Source organism: Pseudomonas sp. LBUM1678, from assembly GCF_059695575.1.
Window position 1 is genome coordinate 6177456 of the sequence record NZ_CP166775.1, and the last position, 16362, is coordinate 6193817.

A 16362-nucleotide genomic window follows, 5' to 3' on the forward strand; every position below is an offset into this window, starting at 1 on the left:
GCAGGCACAAAAAAACGCGGCGCCCTTACAGGTGCCGCGTTTTTTGGTGGTGAGGTCTTTGTGGGAACTCAGCTTTCCGGGGTTTGTTCAGCCAGGGCTACGGCGCGGAACATCGCGCGGCGCTTGTTCAGGGTTTCTTCCCATTCCAGCGCCGGCACCGAGTCGGCAACGATGCCGCCACCGGCCTGCACGTGCAATTCGCCGTTCTTGATCACAGCGGTGCGGATCGCGATCGCAGTGTCCATGTTGCCGTTCCAGGCGAAGTAGCCGACCGCGCCGCCGTAGACGCCACGCTTGACCGGTTCCAGTTCGTCGATGATTTCCATCGCGCGGATTTTCGGTGCGCCAGACAAGGTGCCCGCCGGCAGAATCGCGCGCAGTGCGTCCATCGCCGTCAACCCGGCCTTCAGTTGACCGGTGACGTTGGAAACGATGTGCATCACGTTGGAATAACGCTCGATGACCATCTTCTCGGTGAGTTTCACCGAACCAATTTCCGAAACCCGACCGGTGTCGTTACGACCCAGGTCGATCAGCATCAAGTGCTCGGCAATTTCCTTGTCGTCGGACAGCAGGTCTTTTTCCAGCGCCAGGTCAGCCTCTTCGTTGGCGCCGCGAGGACGGGTGCCGGCAATCGGGCGCACGGTGATCAAGTTGTCTTCGACCCGCACCAGCACTTCCGGCGAACTGCCGACGACGTGGAAGTCACCGAAGTTGAAGAAGTACATATAAGGCGTCGGATTGAAGCAGCGCAGCGCCCGGTACAGATCGATCGGCGCAGCCTTGAAGTCGATCGACATGCGCTGTGACGGCACGACCTGCATGCAGTCACCGGCCAGGATGTATTCCTTGATGGTGTCGACGGCTTTTTCGTAGTCGTCTTGGGTGAAGCTCGAACGGAATACCGGATCAGCCGACTGTTGCTTGCTGAAATCCAGGCCGCGACGCGGGGTGATAGGCTGACGGAGTTTTTCCAGCAGCTCTTCCAGGCGTGCCTGACCTTGTTCGAAAGCATCTGCCTGCGATGGATCGGCCAGCACGATGGCGTGCATCTTGCCGGCGAGGTTGTCGAACACCACTACCGCATCGGACACCATCAGCAGAATGTCCGGCACGCCCAGCGGATCCGGGTTCGGGCACTTGCCCAGACGTTTCTCCACATAGCGCACGCAGTCGTAACCGAAGTAACCCACCAAACCGCCATTGAAGCGTGGCAGGCCGGGGATGGTCGGCACGTTGTAGCGGGCCTTGAATTCTTCGACGAAGGCCAGCGGATCTTCAGCCTCATGGCTTTCGATCTCGACGCCATCGTGGGTCACGCTGACGTGATGGTCGTGAACCCGCAGCACGGTGCGGCACGGCAGGCCGATGATCGAATAACGGCCCCACTTCTCCCCGCCCTGCACCGATTCCAGCAGGTAGGAGTTCGGCTCATCGGCCAGTTTCAGGTAGATCGACAGCGGCGTGTCGAAGTCGGCCAGGGTTTCGCAGGCCAACGGGATACGGTTATAGCCGGCAGCGGCCAAACGCAGGAATTCTTCGCGGATCATGGGGTAGCCTCGTGGCTTGAGGTGCTAACAGTCAGGTATGCAAACGCGCCGGAAAGCCGGCCAGAATCGAGTCAGGCGCGCCAACGCCAGCGGGCCAGGGCCTTGATGACTTTCATCCAGAGTTTGCGAGTGACCACCACGATGGCGTTTCCAGAAGGGGATTGAGCAACGTCGGGCAACGTTATCTCAGCGGCCGGATCCAGGCAACCGGGAATTAGCTTGCGCAGATCGTCGATCACCAGCGCCGGCGACTCTTCCGAAATCGGCCGGCCGTGGTTGTAGCCATAGCTGAGCGCCACGCACTTGACCCCCGCCGCTTTCGCCGCCAGTACGTCGCTGCGCGAATCGCCGACAAACAGCGATTGCGAGGCCGGAATGTTGGCCATTTTCATCACGAAAAACAGCGCGGCCGGGTCAGGCTTCTTCTGCGGCAAGGTATCGCCGCCGATGATCCACTTGAAGTAACGGCCGATTTTCATCTGATCCAGCAACGGCGCGACGAAGCGCTCCGGCTTGTTGGTGATCAGCGCCATCTCGACACCCTGCTTGTGCAGCCATTTCAGGGTATCGCGCACGCCGGGATAGACCACGGTCAGATCATGGCTCTCGGCGTAAGCCTCCATGAAAATCTCCAGCGCGCCCTCGGCTTCACCGTCGTCGACCGTCGAATGGTCGATGCCACCGGCCAGCGCGCGGCGAACCAGCACCGGCGCGCCATTGCCGACCCACTCACGCACCGATTCGATGCCGGCAGGGTCACGCCCCAGTTTGAGCAGCATGTTATCCACAGCCACAGCGAGGTCGGGGACCGAATCGACCAGCGTGCCATCCAGATCGAACATCACCAGCCGCGGCAGACGCCCCGGGAACAGCTGCTCAAAGCCACTCATGGACGAGCCAACGCCAGTTCGGAACGCATCTTTTCAATCACCTCTTGGTAGTTCGGTGCATTGAAGATCGCCGAACCGGCGACGAAGGTGTCCGCACCCGCTGCAGCGATTTCACGAATGTTGTTCACGTTGACGCCACCGTCGATTTCCAGGCGGATGTCCCGGCCGGAGGCATCGATCAGCGCGCGCGCTTCACGCAGCTTGTCGAGAGTGCCAGGGATGAACTTCTGCCCGCCGAAGCCCGGGTTGACGCTCATCAGCAAGATCATGTCGACCTTGTCCATCACGTACTTGAGCACGTCCAGCGGCGTCGCCGGGTTGAACACCAGGCCCGACTTGCAACCGCCCTCGCGGATCAGTTGCAGGGAACGGTCGACGTGCTGCGTAGCTTCCGGGTGGAAAGTGATGTAGGTCGCGCCGGCCTCGATGAAGTCACCGACGATGCGGTCCACCGGGCTGACCATCAGGTGCGCGTCAATCGGCGCGGTCACGCCGTACTTGCGCAGCGCGGCGCAGACCATCGGGCCGATGGTCAGGTTCGGTACGTAGTGGTTGTCCATGACATCGAAGTGCACGAAGTCGGCGCCGGCGGCCAGGACGTTGTCCACTTCTTCACCCAGGCGGGCGAAGTCGGCGGAGAGAATCGACGGAGCAATGACGAAGGGCTGCATGACGCACCTTTTTTGAGCAGAATCACGATGGCGCGCATTGTATACCTCATGCTTTGACGCGCGCACTGTGACCGCGATGATTGGGCCTGCCTTCGATCAATAAGTCGCCGCAGGCTCTAGTACGCCGCTCGGTAGATCTTCTCGATATCGATGGCGCTCAATTTGCGTGGATTGTTGCGCATCAGGCGCTCGATCCCCGCGGCTTCCACGGCCATCGCCGGGATGGCGTCCTCCGGAACACCGAAACTGTGCAGACCTGGCGGGATCTCTACCGCCGCGCACAATGCGGTCATTGCCTCCACGGCTTTGTCCGCCGCTTCATTGGCGCTCAGGTGCGCGGTCTTGACCCCCATGGCTTCGGCGATATCCTGCATGCGCTCCACGCAGGCCATCTTGTTCCAGGTCATGACATACGGCAGCAACAAGGCGTTGCTGACGCCGTGCGCTATGTTGAAACGCCCGCCCAGCGGATACGCCAGCGCATGCACCGCGCCGACCCCGGCATTACCGAAGGCCATGCCGGCCATCAGGCTGGCGGTTGCCATGTCTTCCCGGGCTTGCAGGTTGGACGGATTGGCGTAGGCCTTGGGCAGTGCGTTGGCGATCAGCTTGATGGCGCCGATGGCTAGGGCATCGGTGATCGGCGAGGCGTTCAGCGACAGATAGGATTCGATGGCATGCACCAGCGCGTCGACGCCACTGGCCGCGGTGACACTGCGCGGGCAGGTCAGGGTCATTTGCGGACTGACCAGCGCCACGTCCGGCAATAGATAGTCGCTGACAATGCCCTTCTTCAGTTGCGCGACCTTGTCGGAGAGGATGGCGACGTTGGTCACCTCCGAACCGGTGCCGGCCGTGGTCGGGATGGCAATCAGCGGCGGGCCTTTGCGTGGCACCTGATCGACGCCGAACAAATCCTCCAGCGCACCGTGATAACCGGCGTAAGCCGCGACGCTTTTGGCGATGTCGATGGCACTGCCGCCGCCGAGGCCAATCAGACCGTCGTGCCCGCCCTCGCGGTAAACCCGCATGCAGTCTTCAACGATGGCGATTTCCGGGTCTGGCAGCACACGGTCGAAAATCTCGTAGGTCCGATCGCCCAACTGCGCCAGCGCCAGCTCGACCGTACCGGACTTGACCAGAGCAGCGTCGGTGACGATCAGCGGGTTGTCGACATCCAGGCGGGTGAGTTCGGCGGCCAGTTGCTCGATGGCACCTGCGCCGGTGATCAGTTTGTGAGCGATTTTGAAAGAGGAAAGACTCATCGTGCGCAGCCTCTTATAAGTAGGGGAGCTGGGCACAATAGTAGCTGGGGATTGGGGTTTGTCTGCTATTCAGGTCATGAATGACCTCATATCCATGACGGAGTCGAAACAAATCAACTGTGGGAGCGGGCTTGCTCGCGAAAGCGTCAGCACATCCAACATCTATGTGACTGAAAGACCGCTTTCGCGAGCAAGCCCGCTCCCACAGTTTGACGGTGTGTACCTTTAGACTTGGGCGGTACGCAGTTTTTCGCTGCGGCCACGCAACCATTCCAGGGTCAGCAACAGGATCACCGAGAAAGCAATCAGCAGCGTCGCAGCGGCAGCAATCGTCGGGCTGAGGTTTTCGCGGATACCGCTGAACATCTGCCGTGGCAAGGTCGCTTGCTCGGGACCGGCAAGGAACAGCGTCACCACCACTTCATCGAACGACGTCGCGAAGGCAAACAGCGCCCCCGAGATCACACCCGGCGCAATCAGCGGCAACGTCACCCGACGGAACGCCGTCAGCGGCGAAGCCCCCAGACTGGCAGCGGCACGTACCAGGTTGTGGTTAAACCCCTGCAAGGTGGCCGATACGGTAATGATCACAAACGGTACGCCCAACACCGCATGCACCACGATCAGCGAGAAGAAGCTGTTGCCCAGGCCCAGCGGCGCAAAGAACAGATAACTCGCCACACCGATGATCACCACTGGCACCACCATCGGCGAAATCACCAGGGCCATCACCAGAGCCTTGCCGGGGAAGTCGCCCCGCGTCAGGCCGATTGCCGCCAGCGTACCGAAGATCATCGCCAAAACAGTCGCCGCCGGAGCAACAATGACGCTGTTCCTCAACGCGCGCATCCATTCCGCCGAGGCGAAAAAGTCGTGGTACCACTGCAACGAGAAGCCCTGCAGCGGGTACACCAGGAAACTGCCCGAGTTGAACGACAGCGGAATGATCACCAGCACCGGCAGAATCAGGAACAACAGAATCAGGCCGCAGAGAATCCGCAAGCTGTAGAACCACACCCGTTCGACGGGCGACATATAAGGACTCAGCATTTCATTCTCCCCTTAGCTCAGGCGCAGGCGACTGGCGCCCACCAGCCAGCTGTAAATCAGATAAAGCACCACGGTCGCCAACAGCAGCAGTCCACCGAGCGCGGTCGCCATGCCCCAGTTGATGCTGGTGTTGGTGTAGAAGGCGACGAAGTAGCTGACCATCTGATCGTTCGGGCTGCCCAGCAACGCCGGGGTGATGTAGTAGCCGATGGCGAGGATGAACACCAACAGGCAACCGGCGCCGACACCGGCATAGGTCTGCGGGAAGTACACCCGCCAGAAACTGGCGAACGGGTGACAGCCGAGGGAAATCGCGGCGCGCATGTAGGTTGGCGAAATGCCTTTCATCACGCTGTAGATCGGCAGAATCATGAACGGCAGCAGGATGTGCACCATGGAGATGTAAACCCCGGTGCGGTTGAACACCAGCTCCAGCGGTTTATCGATGATGCCCATCGCCATGAGGCCACTGTTTATAAGCCCGCCCGACTGCAGCAACACGATCCACGCGGCAACCCGCACCAGGATCGACGTCCAGAACGGCAGCAGCACCAGAATCATCAGCAGGTTGCTTTGGCGTGACGGCAGGTTCGCCAGCAAGTAAGCCAACGGATACGCCAGCAACAGGCAGATCACGGTGATGATCAGGCCCATCCAGAACGTGCGGGCGAAGATGTCGAGGTAGATCGCCTGATCGGGCGTGGCCGGAGCGACTTCGCCGAGGTCGTCGATGCGGTGATCGACCGCCGCCAGCAAGTAATACGGCGTGATGCTACTGGTGTTGCGGCGCACGGCTTGCCAGTAGGCCGGGTCGCCCCAGCGCTCGTCGAGACCTTCCAGCGCTGCTTTATAGGAGGCCGGTTCAGTGGCGAACGGCAAGGCGCGGGCGGTTTTGGTCAGCAGGCTGCGGTAGCCGGCCAACTCCATGTTCAAGCGCTTGGACAGATCGCCCAGGGTCTGATTCTTGCGGGCTTCAGCGAGGTCTTCGCTGGCCGCCTTGTAAACCGGTTCTGCGGGTAGGCCTCGGCCGTCCCAACTGGCGATGGCCGCCACGGTGCGCGGCATGCCGCCGACTACTTCCGGGTTACCGACGCTTTTGTAGAGCAGCGCCACGATCGGCACCAGGAACACCAGCAACAGAAACAGCACCAGGGGCGCGATCAAGGCCTGAGCCTTCCAGCGGTTGATCCGCTCGGCGTGCTTGAGCCGCTGCTTCAAGGTGGGGTCAGTGCCCGCGTTCAGGGGAATGGCGGTGGCCATGGCGTACTCCGGAAATCTTTAAACGATCATTAAAGTGGGAGCGAACTTTTGTGGCGAGCGAGCTTGCTCGCGCTGGGCTGCGAAGCGGCCCCAAAATTCTGTTAACAACGTCCAATTTTGTGAGTGCTGCGCACTCAAGCGGGAGCAAGCTCCCTCGCCACAAAAGCTCGCCCTCACGGGAGGGCGAGCCCTCTGGTTACTTCGCAGCCCAGGAATTGAAGCGCTGCTCCAGTTGCTCGCCGTTGTCAGCCCAGAAGCTGACGTCGATCTGCACCTGGTTGGCGATGTTTTCCGGGGTGGTCGGCATGTCTTTCAGGACATCCTTGGACAGCAACGGTACGGCCTGAATGTTGGCCGGGCCGTAAGCGATGTTTTCCGAGTAGGTCTTCTGCTGCTGCGGAGCCACCGAGAACGCGATGAATTTCTTCGCCGCTTCGGCGCGCTTGGCGTCCAGACCTTTTGGAATAGCCCATGCGTCGAAGTCGTAGATGCCGCCGTTCCACACGACTTTCAGGTTGCTTTCTTTCTGCACGGCGGCGATCCGGCCGTTGTAGGCCGAGCTCATGACCACGTCACCGGAAGCGAGGTATTGCGGCGGTTGGGCGCCGGCTTCCCACCACTGAATGCTTGGTTTGAGCTCATCAAGCTTCTTGAACGCACGGTCCTGACCGTCCTTGCCGGCCAGCACTTTGTAGACGTCTTTCGGCGCAACGCCGTCGGCCATCAGTGCGAATTCCAGGGTGTACTTGGCGCCTTTACGCAGGCCGCGCTTGCCCGGGAATTTCTTGGTGTCCCAGAAATCCACCCAACTGGTCGGTGCGGAGGCCAGCTTGTCGGCGTTGTAAGCCAACACGGTCGACCACACGAAGAAACCTACGCCGCAGGGCTGGATCGCGCCTTTGACGTAATCTTCGGATTTGCCGAACAGCGCAGGATCGAGTTGCTCGAACATGTCTTCATCGCAACCGCGAGACAGTTCCGGGGATTCAACTTCCACCAGGTCCCAGGACACGCTCTTGGTGTCGACCATGGCCTTGACCTTGGCCATCTCACCGTTGTATTCGCCCGCCACGATCTTGCCGTTGCCTGCCGCTTCCCACGGTGCGTAGAAGGCTTTGACCTGCGCCGCCTTGTTCGCCCCGCCAAAGGACACCACGGTCAAATCCGGGCCCGCCGCCATCGCGTGTGCCGCACCGATCATGCCCATGACCAGGGCGCTGAATTTCAGGGATCTCAACATTTATTGTTCTCTCCACGTGCAGGGTTGGTGTTGTTGAAGCCGGGGCGATCAATGCGCCTCTAGAAGTGGGTCGAGCGCGCGAACGTGTTCGACCTGCCAGCCAAGCGGTACCACATCGCCGACGGCGAGCCCGGGATCGAGCTCGGCAATCGGTTGCTTCACGAAGAAGTCGGTCTTGCCACAGACTTCCAGGCGAACCCGGACGTGGTCGCCCAGATAGATGAATTCCGCCACCCGCCCTGAGAAGCGGTTGACGCAGGACTCACTTGAACCATTGAGGCTCACGCGTTCCGGGCGAATCGACAGCGTGACGGGTTCGCCGGTCTTGCCGACATTGACCGCCAGGGCTTCAACCTTTTCACCGCGGCCGAGTTCGACGATGCAACGGTCGCCGGTCTGACTGTGCAAGCGGCCATTGAGGCGGTTGTTCTCGCCGATGAAATTGGCGACGAAGGTGTTTTTCGGCTCTTCATAGAGGGTGCGCGGCGCAGCGATCTGCTGGATCTCGCCCTGGTGGAACACCGCCACACGGTCGGACATGGTCAGGGCTTCACCCTGGTCGTGGGTCACGTAGACCACGGTCACGCCGAGGCGCTGGTGCAGGTGTTTGATTTCCATCTGCATGTGTTCGCGCAGTTGTTTGTCCAGTGCACCAAGGGGTTCGTCCATCAGCACCAGCTGCGGTTCGAACACCAGCGCACGGGCCAGGGCCACACGCTGTTGCTGACCGCCGGACAGTTGCGCCGGATAGCGCTGGGCGAAGGCGTCCAGCTGGACCATGCTCAGGACTTTTTTGACCTTGTCGCTGACGTCGCTCTTGTTCAAACCGCGCACGGTCAGCGGAAACGCCAGGTTCTCTGCGACGGTCATGTGCGGGAACAACGCATAGTTCTGAAACACCATGCCGATGTCGCGCTTGTGCGGCGGCACGTTGTTGATAGAGCGCCCGGCCAGCTGGATTTCGCCGGCGGTCGGCGTTTCGAAACCGGCGAGCATCATCAGGCTGGTGGTCTTGCCGGAGCCGGACGGCCCGAGCAAGGTGAGGAATTCGCCTTTGCGAATCTCCAGGTTGAGGTCTTTGACGATCAGGTTCTCGCCGTCGTAGCTTTTTTGCACTCCACGAAAGCTGACCAGAATATCGCTGGCCCCTGCGTTTGAATCGACCTGGCTCATACCCACACCTTTTTTGTTGATGACTGCTGTGGACTAAGCCTAGTGGACGCTGCTGACCACGCAAATCGGGGCGCAGGAGAGAATCGCCTCAGCGGGATGGAAGGTTGGGGGTAGGGATTGCCCTACAAGGATGGCGGGGATGGATAGGGGCAGTGGCGAGTTTCAAGCTGCGACCCGCGAAACCGGGCAAAAGCGATGTTGGAGAAATGTCGCAAATGGATATGACGACGAGATTCCCGTAGGAGCGAGGCTTGCCCGCGAAGGCGATCTCACTGGCACTAAAAGCTTCGCGGGCAAGTCGGATCGCCGCACCGCTCGCTCCTACAGGTTTCGCGGTGAGTCTTAGAGGAGCTTGTGTTCCATGGCGTACTTCACCAGTTCCGCCAGGGAGGTGATGTTGAGTTTCTGCATCAGCCGCGCCTTGTGGGTGCTGATGGTTTTGCTGCTCAAGGCGAGTTGCTGGGCGATGTCGTTGACGTTGGCGCCCTGGGCCAGGCGCTCGAACACCGAGAATTCACGCTCCGAAAGCAATGAGTGCAACGGCCGCGAATCGGTCAGGCCGACTTCGAACACCATGCGGTCAGCCAGGTCCGGGTCAATGTAACGACCGCCCGCCGCGACCTTGCGGATCGCCGTTAGCAGCAGCGCCGGATCACTGTCCTTGGTCGCGTAACCTGCAGCACCGACCTTCAGCGCCCGGGCGGCCATTTGCGCTTCGTCGTGCATCGACAACACCAGGATGGCCGGCGGATTGTTCAGCGCGCGAATCCGCGGGATCGCTTCCAGGCCATTGACGCCCGGCATGGAAATGTCCAGCAACACCACTTCGCAGGGCACATGCCGCAGGGTCTCGAGCAACTGCTCGCCATTGCTCGCCTCCCCCACCACCAGCAAGTCCTTGGCCAGGCCAATCAATTGCTTGATGCCTTCACGGACGATGGTGTGGTCTTCAGCTACCAGTACACGGATCACGTTCTTCTCCATTCTTCTTATGTCAAAGCCAAGATCAATCGCGAGCAGGCTCGCTCCCACATTGGATCTGTGGCGATCACAAATTCCCTGTGGGAGCGAGCCTGCTCGCGATGGCGTCAGTACAGACAACACACATGTTTCAGGCTTCACTCACCGGCACCCGCACACTCAACGTCGTGCCCTCCCCCGGCTCACTCTCAAGCAACAACTGCCCGCCCATGATCAACACCCGCTCACGCATGCCCACCACGCCAAACGACGTCGGCCGACCCGTGGCGGGGACAAATCCTACGCCATCATCGCTGACCGTCAGACACAACTCGTCGCCTTCCAGCGCCAATGTCAGTTCGACAGTATGCGCCTGGGCATGCCGCATGACATTGGTCAGGGCTTCTTGAAGGATACGGAACAGCCCAATGGCCTTGGCATCACTGAGCACGGGCAGATTCTCCGGCACCTGCACCAGACACGGAATTTGCGTGCGCGCCTCGAAGCGCCGGGCCTGCCACTCGATGGCGGACGCGATCCCGGCATCGAGAATCGGCGGTCGCAACGCGGTTGCCACATCGCGCACCAACTGAAACAGCTGCGCAATCAGGCGTTTCATGCTGTTCAAGCGTTCATTCAGACCAGGGTCGAGCTGGGCGTAGGCCAATTCGCACATGGAGGTTTCCAGCTTGAGCACGGTCAACATCTGGCCCAACTCGTCGTGAACTTCCCGGGCGATGCGCGCTTTTTCCTCTTCACGCACGCTCTCCAGGTGAGCGGACAACTCTCGCAGTTGCTCGCGGGAACTGGCCAGTTCCAGTTCGATGCGCTTGCTCTCGCTGATGTCCCAGACAATCCCGTCCCAGACATACGCGCCGTCTTCGAGCCGCCGGGTGATGGCCTTGATCTCGGCCCAGCGTTGCTCACCCGAACGCGTGAGAATCCGCCCCTGCCACGACCAGTCACTGTCTGTATCCAGCGCATGGTCCTGAGTCTGGTGATAGCTGGCCTTGTCGTCCGGATGCACCAGGCTGCGCAGGCCTTTGTCGCGATGGGCCAGGGTCGCCGGCGAGTAGCCCACCAGACTCTCGCTGCCTTCACTGATGTAGGCAAAGTCGATCTGCCCTGTCACCGGTGCCCGCTCCAGGCGAAAGACCAATCCCGGGACATTGGCGGCAATCCCCTGCAACCGCGCTTCGCTTTCCTGCAACGCGGCCAGGGCGCGACGACGCTCGGTAACGTCATTGAGGTAGACCACCAGGTATTCGCCATCGCGAAAGCGCAGAAAACTCAACGAAACATCAGTCGGCAGGATGCTGCCATCCGCTCGTACACAGTTGGTTTCGAAACTTTGCGGCCCTTCTTCGCTGGCCCGGGCACGCTTCCACAGGTTCAGCCAGCGGTCCATGTGCAGGCCCGGTTCGAAGTCGATCAACGGCCGATCCATGATTCCACCGGCCGGATAACCAAGCATGGTTTCAGCCGCGCGGTTGGCGTAGCGCACGTGGCTGTCCCAGTTGACCCAGAGGATGCCGACGGTGCTCTGATCGATGGAAAATTGCGTCAGGCGCAGCGCCTCTTCACTGGCCTCGCGCAGGGCAATGTCCTCGCGCGCCGCCAATAACCGTTGCTCCAGACTGTGCTGCTGGCGGCGTTGCCAAAACACGATCGCCATGCTGCTGAGCATCAACACCGCCATCAGCAGGCAGAGGTTTTGCCAGAAGCCCGGGGACTCGGTCAGCCGCGGGTACTTGGGTTGCAGCCATTGGTTGTGTAGATGTTCCAGATCCTTGGCCGGGATTGCCCGCAACGCGCTTTCGACGATGCCGGCCAGTTCCGGCTGGTCCCGCCGTGTGGCCACTCGCAGCAATTGCGGCAGGCCGATGTCGCCAACCACGACCAGCCCGGCGAACTCAGGCTCGACGGATAAACGTCCCAACTGCGCTTCATCGACCACGGCGTAACCGGCCTGCTGGCTCAGCAACAGCTGCAAAGCCTGACGCTCGATCGGTACGCCTTGCAGGTTCAGATGGGGATAGTTGCCGCGCAGATAATCGGCCGTCGCACTGGGCATGCGCACAGCGACGCGGGTTTGGCTGTCGAGTTTTTCCAGCTCCACGGCACCGGTGCTTTTCTGGTCGCTGACCACCAGTTGCGGCACCCGCATGTAGGGGTCGGAGAATTGCCAGAGCCGCAGGCCGGCGGGGGTTTGGGTCAGCCCGGGGGCGATGTCGATTTCACCCTTGCGCGCGGCGGCTTCCAGTTGCGCAAGGTCAGGGAAATTACGCCAGCTCAGCTCGACCTTGAGGGCCTTGGCCAGCCATTTCATCAACTCGACGTTGACCCCCGACAGGCGCTGCAAGCGGCGATCGTATTGCGCGAAAGGCGCCTGCAATACCAGCCCCACGCGCAATTCACCATGCGCTGCCAGCCACTGTTGTTGCTTGGGCGACAAGGGTGCGACGTGTGCCGGTGGCGCGGACGCCGCCCAACTCATCAAGGGAAACCACAAACAGCCGATAACCCACAGGCAGCGAAAACGCATCATCGAAGTCTCACACACTGACAAATACTGACCAACCCATTAGGCTGCCGGAATAACTTCTGGCCTGGAATATCCGATGCCCCCTGTCTACCGCCTGGCACTGCCAGCATTGTGCCTGTCGCTGATCCTGCCTTGCGCCTTTTCCGTCGAGGCGGCCGACCCGGCACCTACCGCTGCGGAAAAGCCCGCAGAAGAAAAACCGGTCGAACGCCAGCCGCTGCTTGAGCGTAGTCAGGAAGAAGCGACAGCACTTGAGCGAAAAATCCCGGCGCAGGAGCAGCAACAACTGCAAGCCGGTGCCGACACCTTTCTTGCGTTGTGGAAACCGGCCAATACCGCCGAGCCCAAAGGCGCGGTGATTATCATCCCGGGCGCCGGTGAAACCGTTGACTGGCCGCAAGCAATCGGCCCGTTGCGTAACAAATTGCCCGACGCGAAGTGGAGCAGCCTGAGTATCACCTTGCCCGACCTGCAAAGCGATGCCATTGCGCCCCGCGTCATGGAAATGCCGGCAACGCTCAAGGCGCCGGAAACCGGCAGCAAGGACTCGACCACAGCAGCACCCATCGAGCAAGCAGCGGGTGGTGAAGCGGAAGTTGCCGACAAGGCCATCGCCGAAACCACCGAGGAGCAATCAAAGGCCGACGCCGAACGCATCTTTGCTCGCATCGATGCGGCCATCGCCTATGCCGAACAGCAAAGCGCTCGCAGCATCGTCGTGCTGGGGCATGGCACCGGCGCTTACTGGGCGGCGCGTTATCTGAGCGAAAAGCAGCCATCGCAAGTGGAGAGTTTTGTGATGGTGGCGGTGCAGACACCCGCTGCGGCGAAACCCGAGCTGGCGCAATTGACGCCAACGTTGAAGCTGCCGACCGTCGATATTTACTATATGGATAAGCCGCTGGATCGCAACGCAGCGTTGGAACGGATGCAGGCCAGCAAGCGGTTGAAGACTTCGGCGTTCAGCCAGGTATCGCTCAAGGCGTTGCCCGGTGATGCCAAGGCTGAGCAAGAGCAGTTGGTGCGTCGGGTGCGCGGGTGGTTGAATCCGCAGAATGCGGCGGACTGACAGACCGCGTCGCCCCCATCGCGAGCAGGCTCGCTCCCACAGTAGATTTCCAGTGAACACAAAATTTGTGTTCGACCGAGATCAACTGTGGGAGCGAGCCTGCTCGCGATGGCGGCCTTACAGACAACACATGACTGCCTGCTACCGAAAATCCCGCCGCTCACGAATCAACGTGTAAGCCGTATGCAGTTCACGAGTCTTGTCAGTCGCCTCACGCACCTGCAACGCCGTCGCTCCGCTGCCGGCAATCTTGTCCGGGTGATGGCGACTGAGCAGGCGCCGGTAAGCACGCTTGATCTGCGCCGGTTCGCTGGTCGCCGACACCCCCAAAAGCCGCAAGGCCTCCTGATAAGTCAAAGCACTGCTGACTGGCGGCCGCAGATGCGGCTCATAGTCCGCCGCCAGCGCCTGTAGCTGATGTCGCGTCCAACCCAGCCACTTGCCCCATTGCGCGATCAGTTCACGCTCGGCATTGCCCGCGCGGCCATCGGCCCAGACCATTCGCCAACAGGCGCGCAGCACGCCTTCCGCTGCATGTGGCTGAGCGCTCAGGCGTCGCAGATAGCCGCGCAGCCGGTCGTTGCCTGACTTGCCGCGATTGAATGCAGCAATCGCCCGACGCTTTGCCGGCTCGGTCATTTCCAGCGCGTGCATTTCCTGACGCGCCTGCTGGATATGCCCCTCCCCCACTCGCCCATCGCTCTTGGCCAGCCGTCCCAGCAACACGAACAACAGTTCATCGTTGCGCAGCATCGGACGACCGCCGAGCTTTTCACGCAAATGCCCCCAGCTTTGCAGGTGCAAACGCCGATCCAGCGCCTGTCCCAACAAGGCGCCGAGCATGGCCCCCGGAATGCTGGCTATGGCAAAGCCCGCTCCGGCTCCAATCAGAGTCCCTGGCCACAGCATGTCAGCGTCTCGCTTCTATCAGAGTTTCAACTTCAGCCAGGCGTTCGTGCGTACCGACATCCACCCAGTGCCCGTTCAGACGTTCGCCGGTGACCTGTCCATCGGTCATGGCTTTGCGCAGCAACGGTGCCAGTTTGAAGGCACCCGCGGAGCAACCGTCGAACAATTGCGGATGCAGCACGGCAATGCCGCTGTAGGTCAAGGTGTCGGTGTCCGGCTGACCATCGCGCACTTGCCCGTCGACAAGCGTGAAATCGCCGGTCGGGTGATGGGCCGGGTTGGCCGCCAGCACCAGATGCGCCAACCCGGCAATGGGTTGATGCAGCACGCTGAAGTCGTAGTCAGTCCAGATGTCACCATTGACCACCAGGAAAGCCTCATCGCCCAGCAACGGCAACGCACGGAAGATCCCGCCACCGGTTTCCAGTGGCTCACCTTCTGGTGAGTACTGAATACGCAGGCCGTATTGCGAACCGTCACCCAGGTAACTTTCGATCTGCTGACCGAGCCAGGCGTGATTGATCACGATCTCGGTAAACCCGGCGATCGCCAGGGCTTTCAAGTGGTACTCGATCAGAGGCACGCCGCCGGCACGGACCAGCGGTTTTGGAGTGGTCAGGGTCAGCGGGCGCATGCGCTCGCCTTTGCCCGCGGCCAGAATCATCGCCTTCATGCATTGGCTCCAGCACGCAGACTCAGCAGCAACACATCCAGCTCGGCCAGTTCAGGACGGCGGGCGACCACCGCTTCTATATAAGCGAAGAAACGCGGCACATCGGCCAGATAACGCGGTTTGCCGTCGCGATGGCAGATACGGGCGAAAATGCCGATCACTTTCAGATGACGCTGCACGCCCATCAGGTCGCTGGCCCGCAGAAAATCTTCAATATCAGGTTGTACCGGAATACCGAGCGCACCCGCTTGCTGCCAGTAATCTTCCAGCCAGGCGCGCACACGCTCCTCGGGCCAACTGAGGAAGGCGTCCTTGAACAGACAGGTCACGTCATAGGTCACCGGGCCATAGACCGCGTCCTGGAAATCCAGCACGCCTGGATTCGGCTCGCTGAGCATCAGGTTGCGTGGCATGTAGTCGCGATGCACCAGCACTTTTGGCTGGGCCAGGGCGCTGTCGATCAGCAGCTCGGTTACGTTCTGCCAGAGCATTTGCTGCGCCGAGTCGAACTCGATGCCCAGCTCGCGTTTCACGTACCACTCAGGGAACAGTTCCAGCTCGCGACGCAGCAATGCCACGTCATAACTCGGCAACGGCGCGACCATCGGCAATTGCTGAAAAGCCAGCAAGGCTTGCAGGGCATCCTTGAACAAATCGTCGGCGTTTTTGCTGTCGATCACGTCCAGATAAGTCTTGTTGCCCAGGTCATTGAGCAAAAGAAAACCGCGTTCGAGGTCTTCGGCATAAATTTTCGGCACATTTATTCCGGATTTCGCCAGCAAAAAAGCGATATCCACGAAGGGTTTGCAGTTTTCCTGGGGCGGTGGCGCGTCCATCACGACGAAGCTACGGCCCTCGCCTTCCCATCGGAAATAGCGCCGAAAACTCGCGTCACTACTGGCCGCAGTCAACGTGGCCGGGGGTACGGCGCCCCAGCCTTGTTCTGCAAAGAGGGTTGCCAACTGCTCATCGAGCCAAACTTTCAGGTGTTGCAAACGTACATCTTGGTCAGGCATTGCAAGGGTCTCCGACGGCGCTAGCCGTCAAGCGGGGCATGCTTTATTATCCAGCATCTTTTTCAGACCATCGAGAGGCGTGCGGCCCACA

14 protein-coding genes are annotated in these 16362 nt (G+C 60.7%); 1 reads left to right on the forward strand and 13 read right to left on the reverse strand.

All coding sequences use genetic code 11. From position 1 onward, the window contains the following. Nucleotides 1-68: 68 nt before the first annotated feature. The 10 genes from trpE to ACA070_RS28255 all read right to left on the reverse strand — a co-directional run bounded on the left by trpE (nucleotide 69) and on the right by ACA070_RS28255 (nucleotide 12607). Complete coding sequence (gene trpE / locus ACA070_RS28210) at nucleotides 69-1550, reverse strand: anthranilate synthase component I (RefSeq protein ID WP_497449169.1); 1482 nt, start codon at nucleotides 1548-1550, stop codon at nucleotides 69-71. Nucleotides 1551-1621: 71 nt separating this feature from the next. After that, nucleotides 1622-2440, reverse strand: coding sequence for a phosphoglycolate phosphatase (locus ACA070_RS28215; protein ID WP_497449170.1), 819 nt, complete (start codon nucleotides 2438-2440; stop codon nucleotides 1622-1624). Continuing rightward, nucleotides 2437-3111 (reverse strand): ribulose-phosphate 3-epimerase, encoded by a 675-nt coding sequence (gene rpe, locus ACA070_RS28220; protein WP_008035979.1) that lies wholly within the window; start codon nucleotides 3109-3111, stop codon nucleotides 2437-2439. The genes ACA070_RS28215 and rpe overlap by 4 nt, the downstream gene beginning before the upstream one ends. Before the next feature lie 116 nt (nucleotides 3112-3227). Next, nucleotides 3228-4376 (reverse strand): iron-containing alcohol dehydrogenase, encoded by a 1149-nt coding sequence (locus ACA070_RS28225; RefSeq protein WP_497449171.1) that lies wholly within the window; start codon nucleotides 4374-4376, stop codon nucleotides 3228-3230. Between the two features lie 225 nt (nucleotides 4377-4601). Continuing rightward, the gene (locus tag ACA070_RS28230; protein WP_497449172.1) at nucleotides 4602-5426 is read right to left on the reverse strand and encodes an ABC transporter permease; all 825 of its coding nucleotides are present in this window, start codon (nucleotides 5424-5426) and stop codon (nucleotides 4602-4604) included. 12 nt (nucleotides 5427-5438) lie between these two features. Continuing rightward, nucleotides 5439-6686 carry an ABC transporter permease gene (locus ACA070_RS28235; protein ID WP_497449173.1) on the reverse strand — a complete coding sequence of 416 codons (1248 nt, stop codon included), beginning with the start codon at nucleotides 6684-6686 and terminating at the stop codon, nucleotides 5439-5441. Between the two features lie 196 nt (nucleotides 6687-6882). Next, a complete protein-coding gene (locus ACA070_RS28240; RefSeq protein ID WP_497449174.1) occupies nucleotides 6883-7926 on the reverse strand; it encodes an ABC transporter substrate-binding protein in 1044 nt (347 codons plus the stop codon). A gap of 48 nt (nucleotides 7927-7974) precedes the next feature. Then, nucleotides 7975-9099: an ABC transporter ATP-binding protein gene (locus tag ACA070_RS28245; protein ID WP_497449175.1), complete on the reverse strand. Its 1125-nt coding sequence runs from the start codon at nucleotides 9097-9099 to the stop codon at nucleotides 7975-7977. Between the two features lie 342 nt (nucleotides 9100-9441). After that, nucleotides 9442-10071, reverse strand: coding sequence for a response regulator (locus tag ACA070_RS28250; protein WP_003210977.1), 630 nt, complete (start codon nucleotides 10069-10071; stop codon nucleotides 9442-9444). A 139-nt stretch (nucleotides 10072-10210) separates the two neighbouring features. Further along, entirely contained in the window at nucleotides 10211-12607 is a 2397-nt protein-coding gene (locus ACA070_RS28255) for a PAS domain-containing sensor histidine kinase (protein ID WP_497449176.1), read from the reverse strand. Between the two features lie 73 nt (nucleotides 12608-12680). On the opposite strand from ACA070_RS28255, the gene ACA070_RS28260 reads away from it, so the two are divergent. Continuing rightward, a complete protein-coding gene (locus ACA070_RS28260) occupies nucleotides 12681-13673 on the forward strand; it encodes an alpha/beta hydrolase family protein (protein WP_497449177.1) in 993 nt (330 codons plus the stop codon). 141 nt (nucleotides 13674-13814) lie between these two features. On the opposite strand, the gene ACA070_RS28265 is transcribed toward ACA070_RS28260, so the two are convergent. From ACA070_RS28265 to ACA070_RS28275, 3 genes are read right to left on the reverse strand one after another with little or no spacing between them, the layout of a single operon-like run. Continuing rightward, nucleotides 13815-14582 (reverse strand): TerB family tellurite resistance protein, encoded by a 768-nt coding sequence (locus ACA070_RS28265; RefSeq protein ID WP_497449178.1) that lies wholly within the window; start codon nucleotides 14580-14582, stop codon nucleotides 13815-13817. Nucleotide 14583: 1 nt separating this feature from the next. Continuing rightward, the gene (gene murU, locus ACA070_RS28270; protein WP_497449179.1) at nucleotides 14584-15255 is read right to left on the reverse strand and encodes an N-acetylmuramate alpha-1-phosphate uridylyltransferase MurU; all 672 of its coding nucleotides are present in this window, start codon (nucleotides 15253-15255) and stop codon (nucleotides 14584-14586) included. Further along, complete coding sequence (locus tag ACA070_RS28275) at nucleotides 15252-16271, reverse strand: aminoglycoside phosphotransferase family protein (RefSeq protein WP_497449180.1); 1020 nt, start codon at nucleotides 16269-16271, stop codon at nucleotides 15252-15254. The genes murU and ACA070_RS28275 overlap by 4 nt, the downstream gene beginning before the upstream one ends. Nucleotides 16272-16362 lie beyond the last annotated feature (91 nt).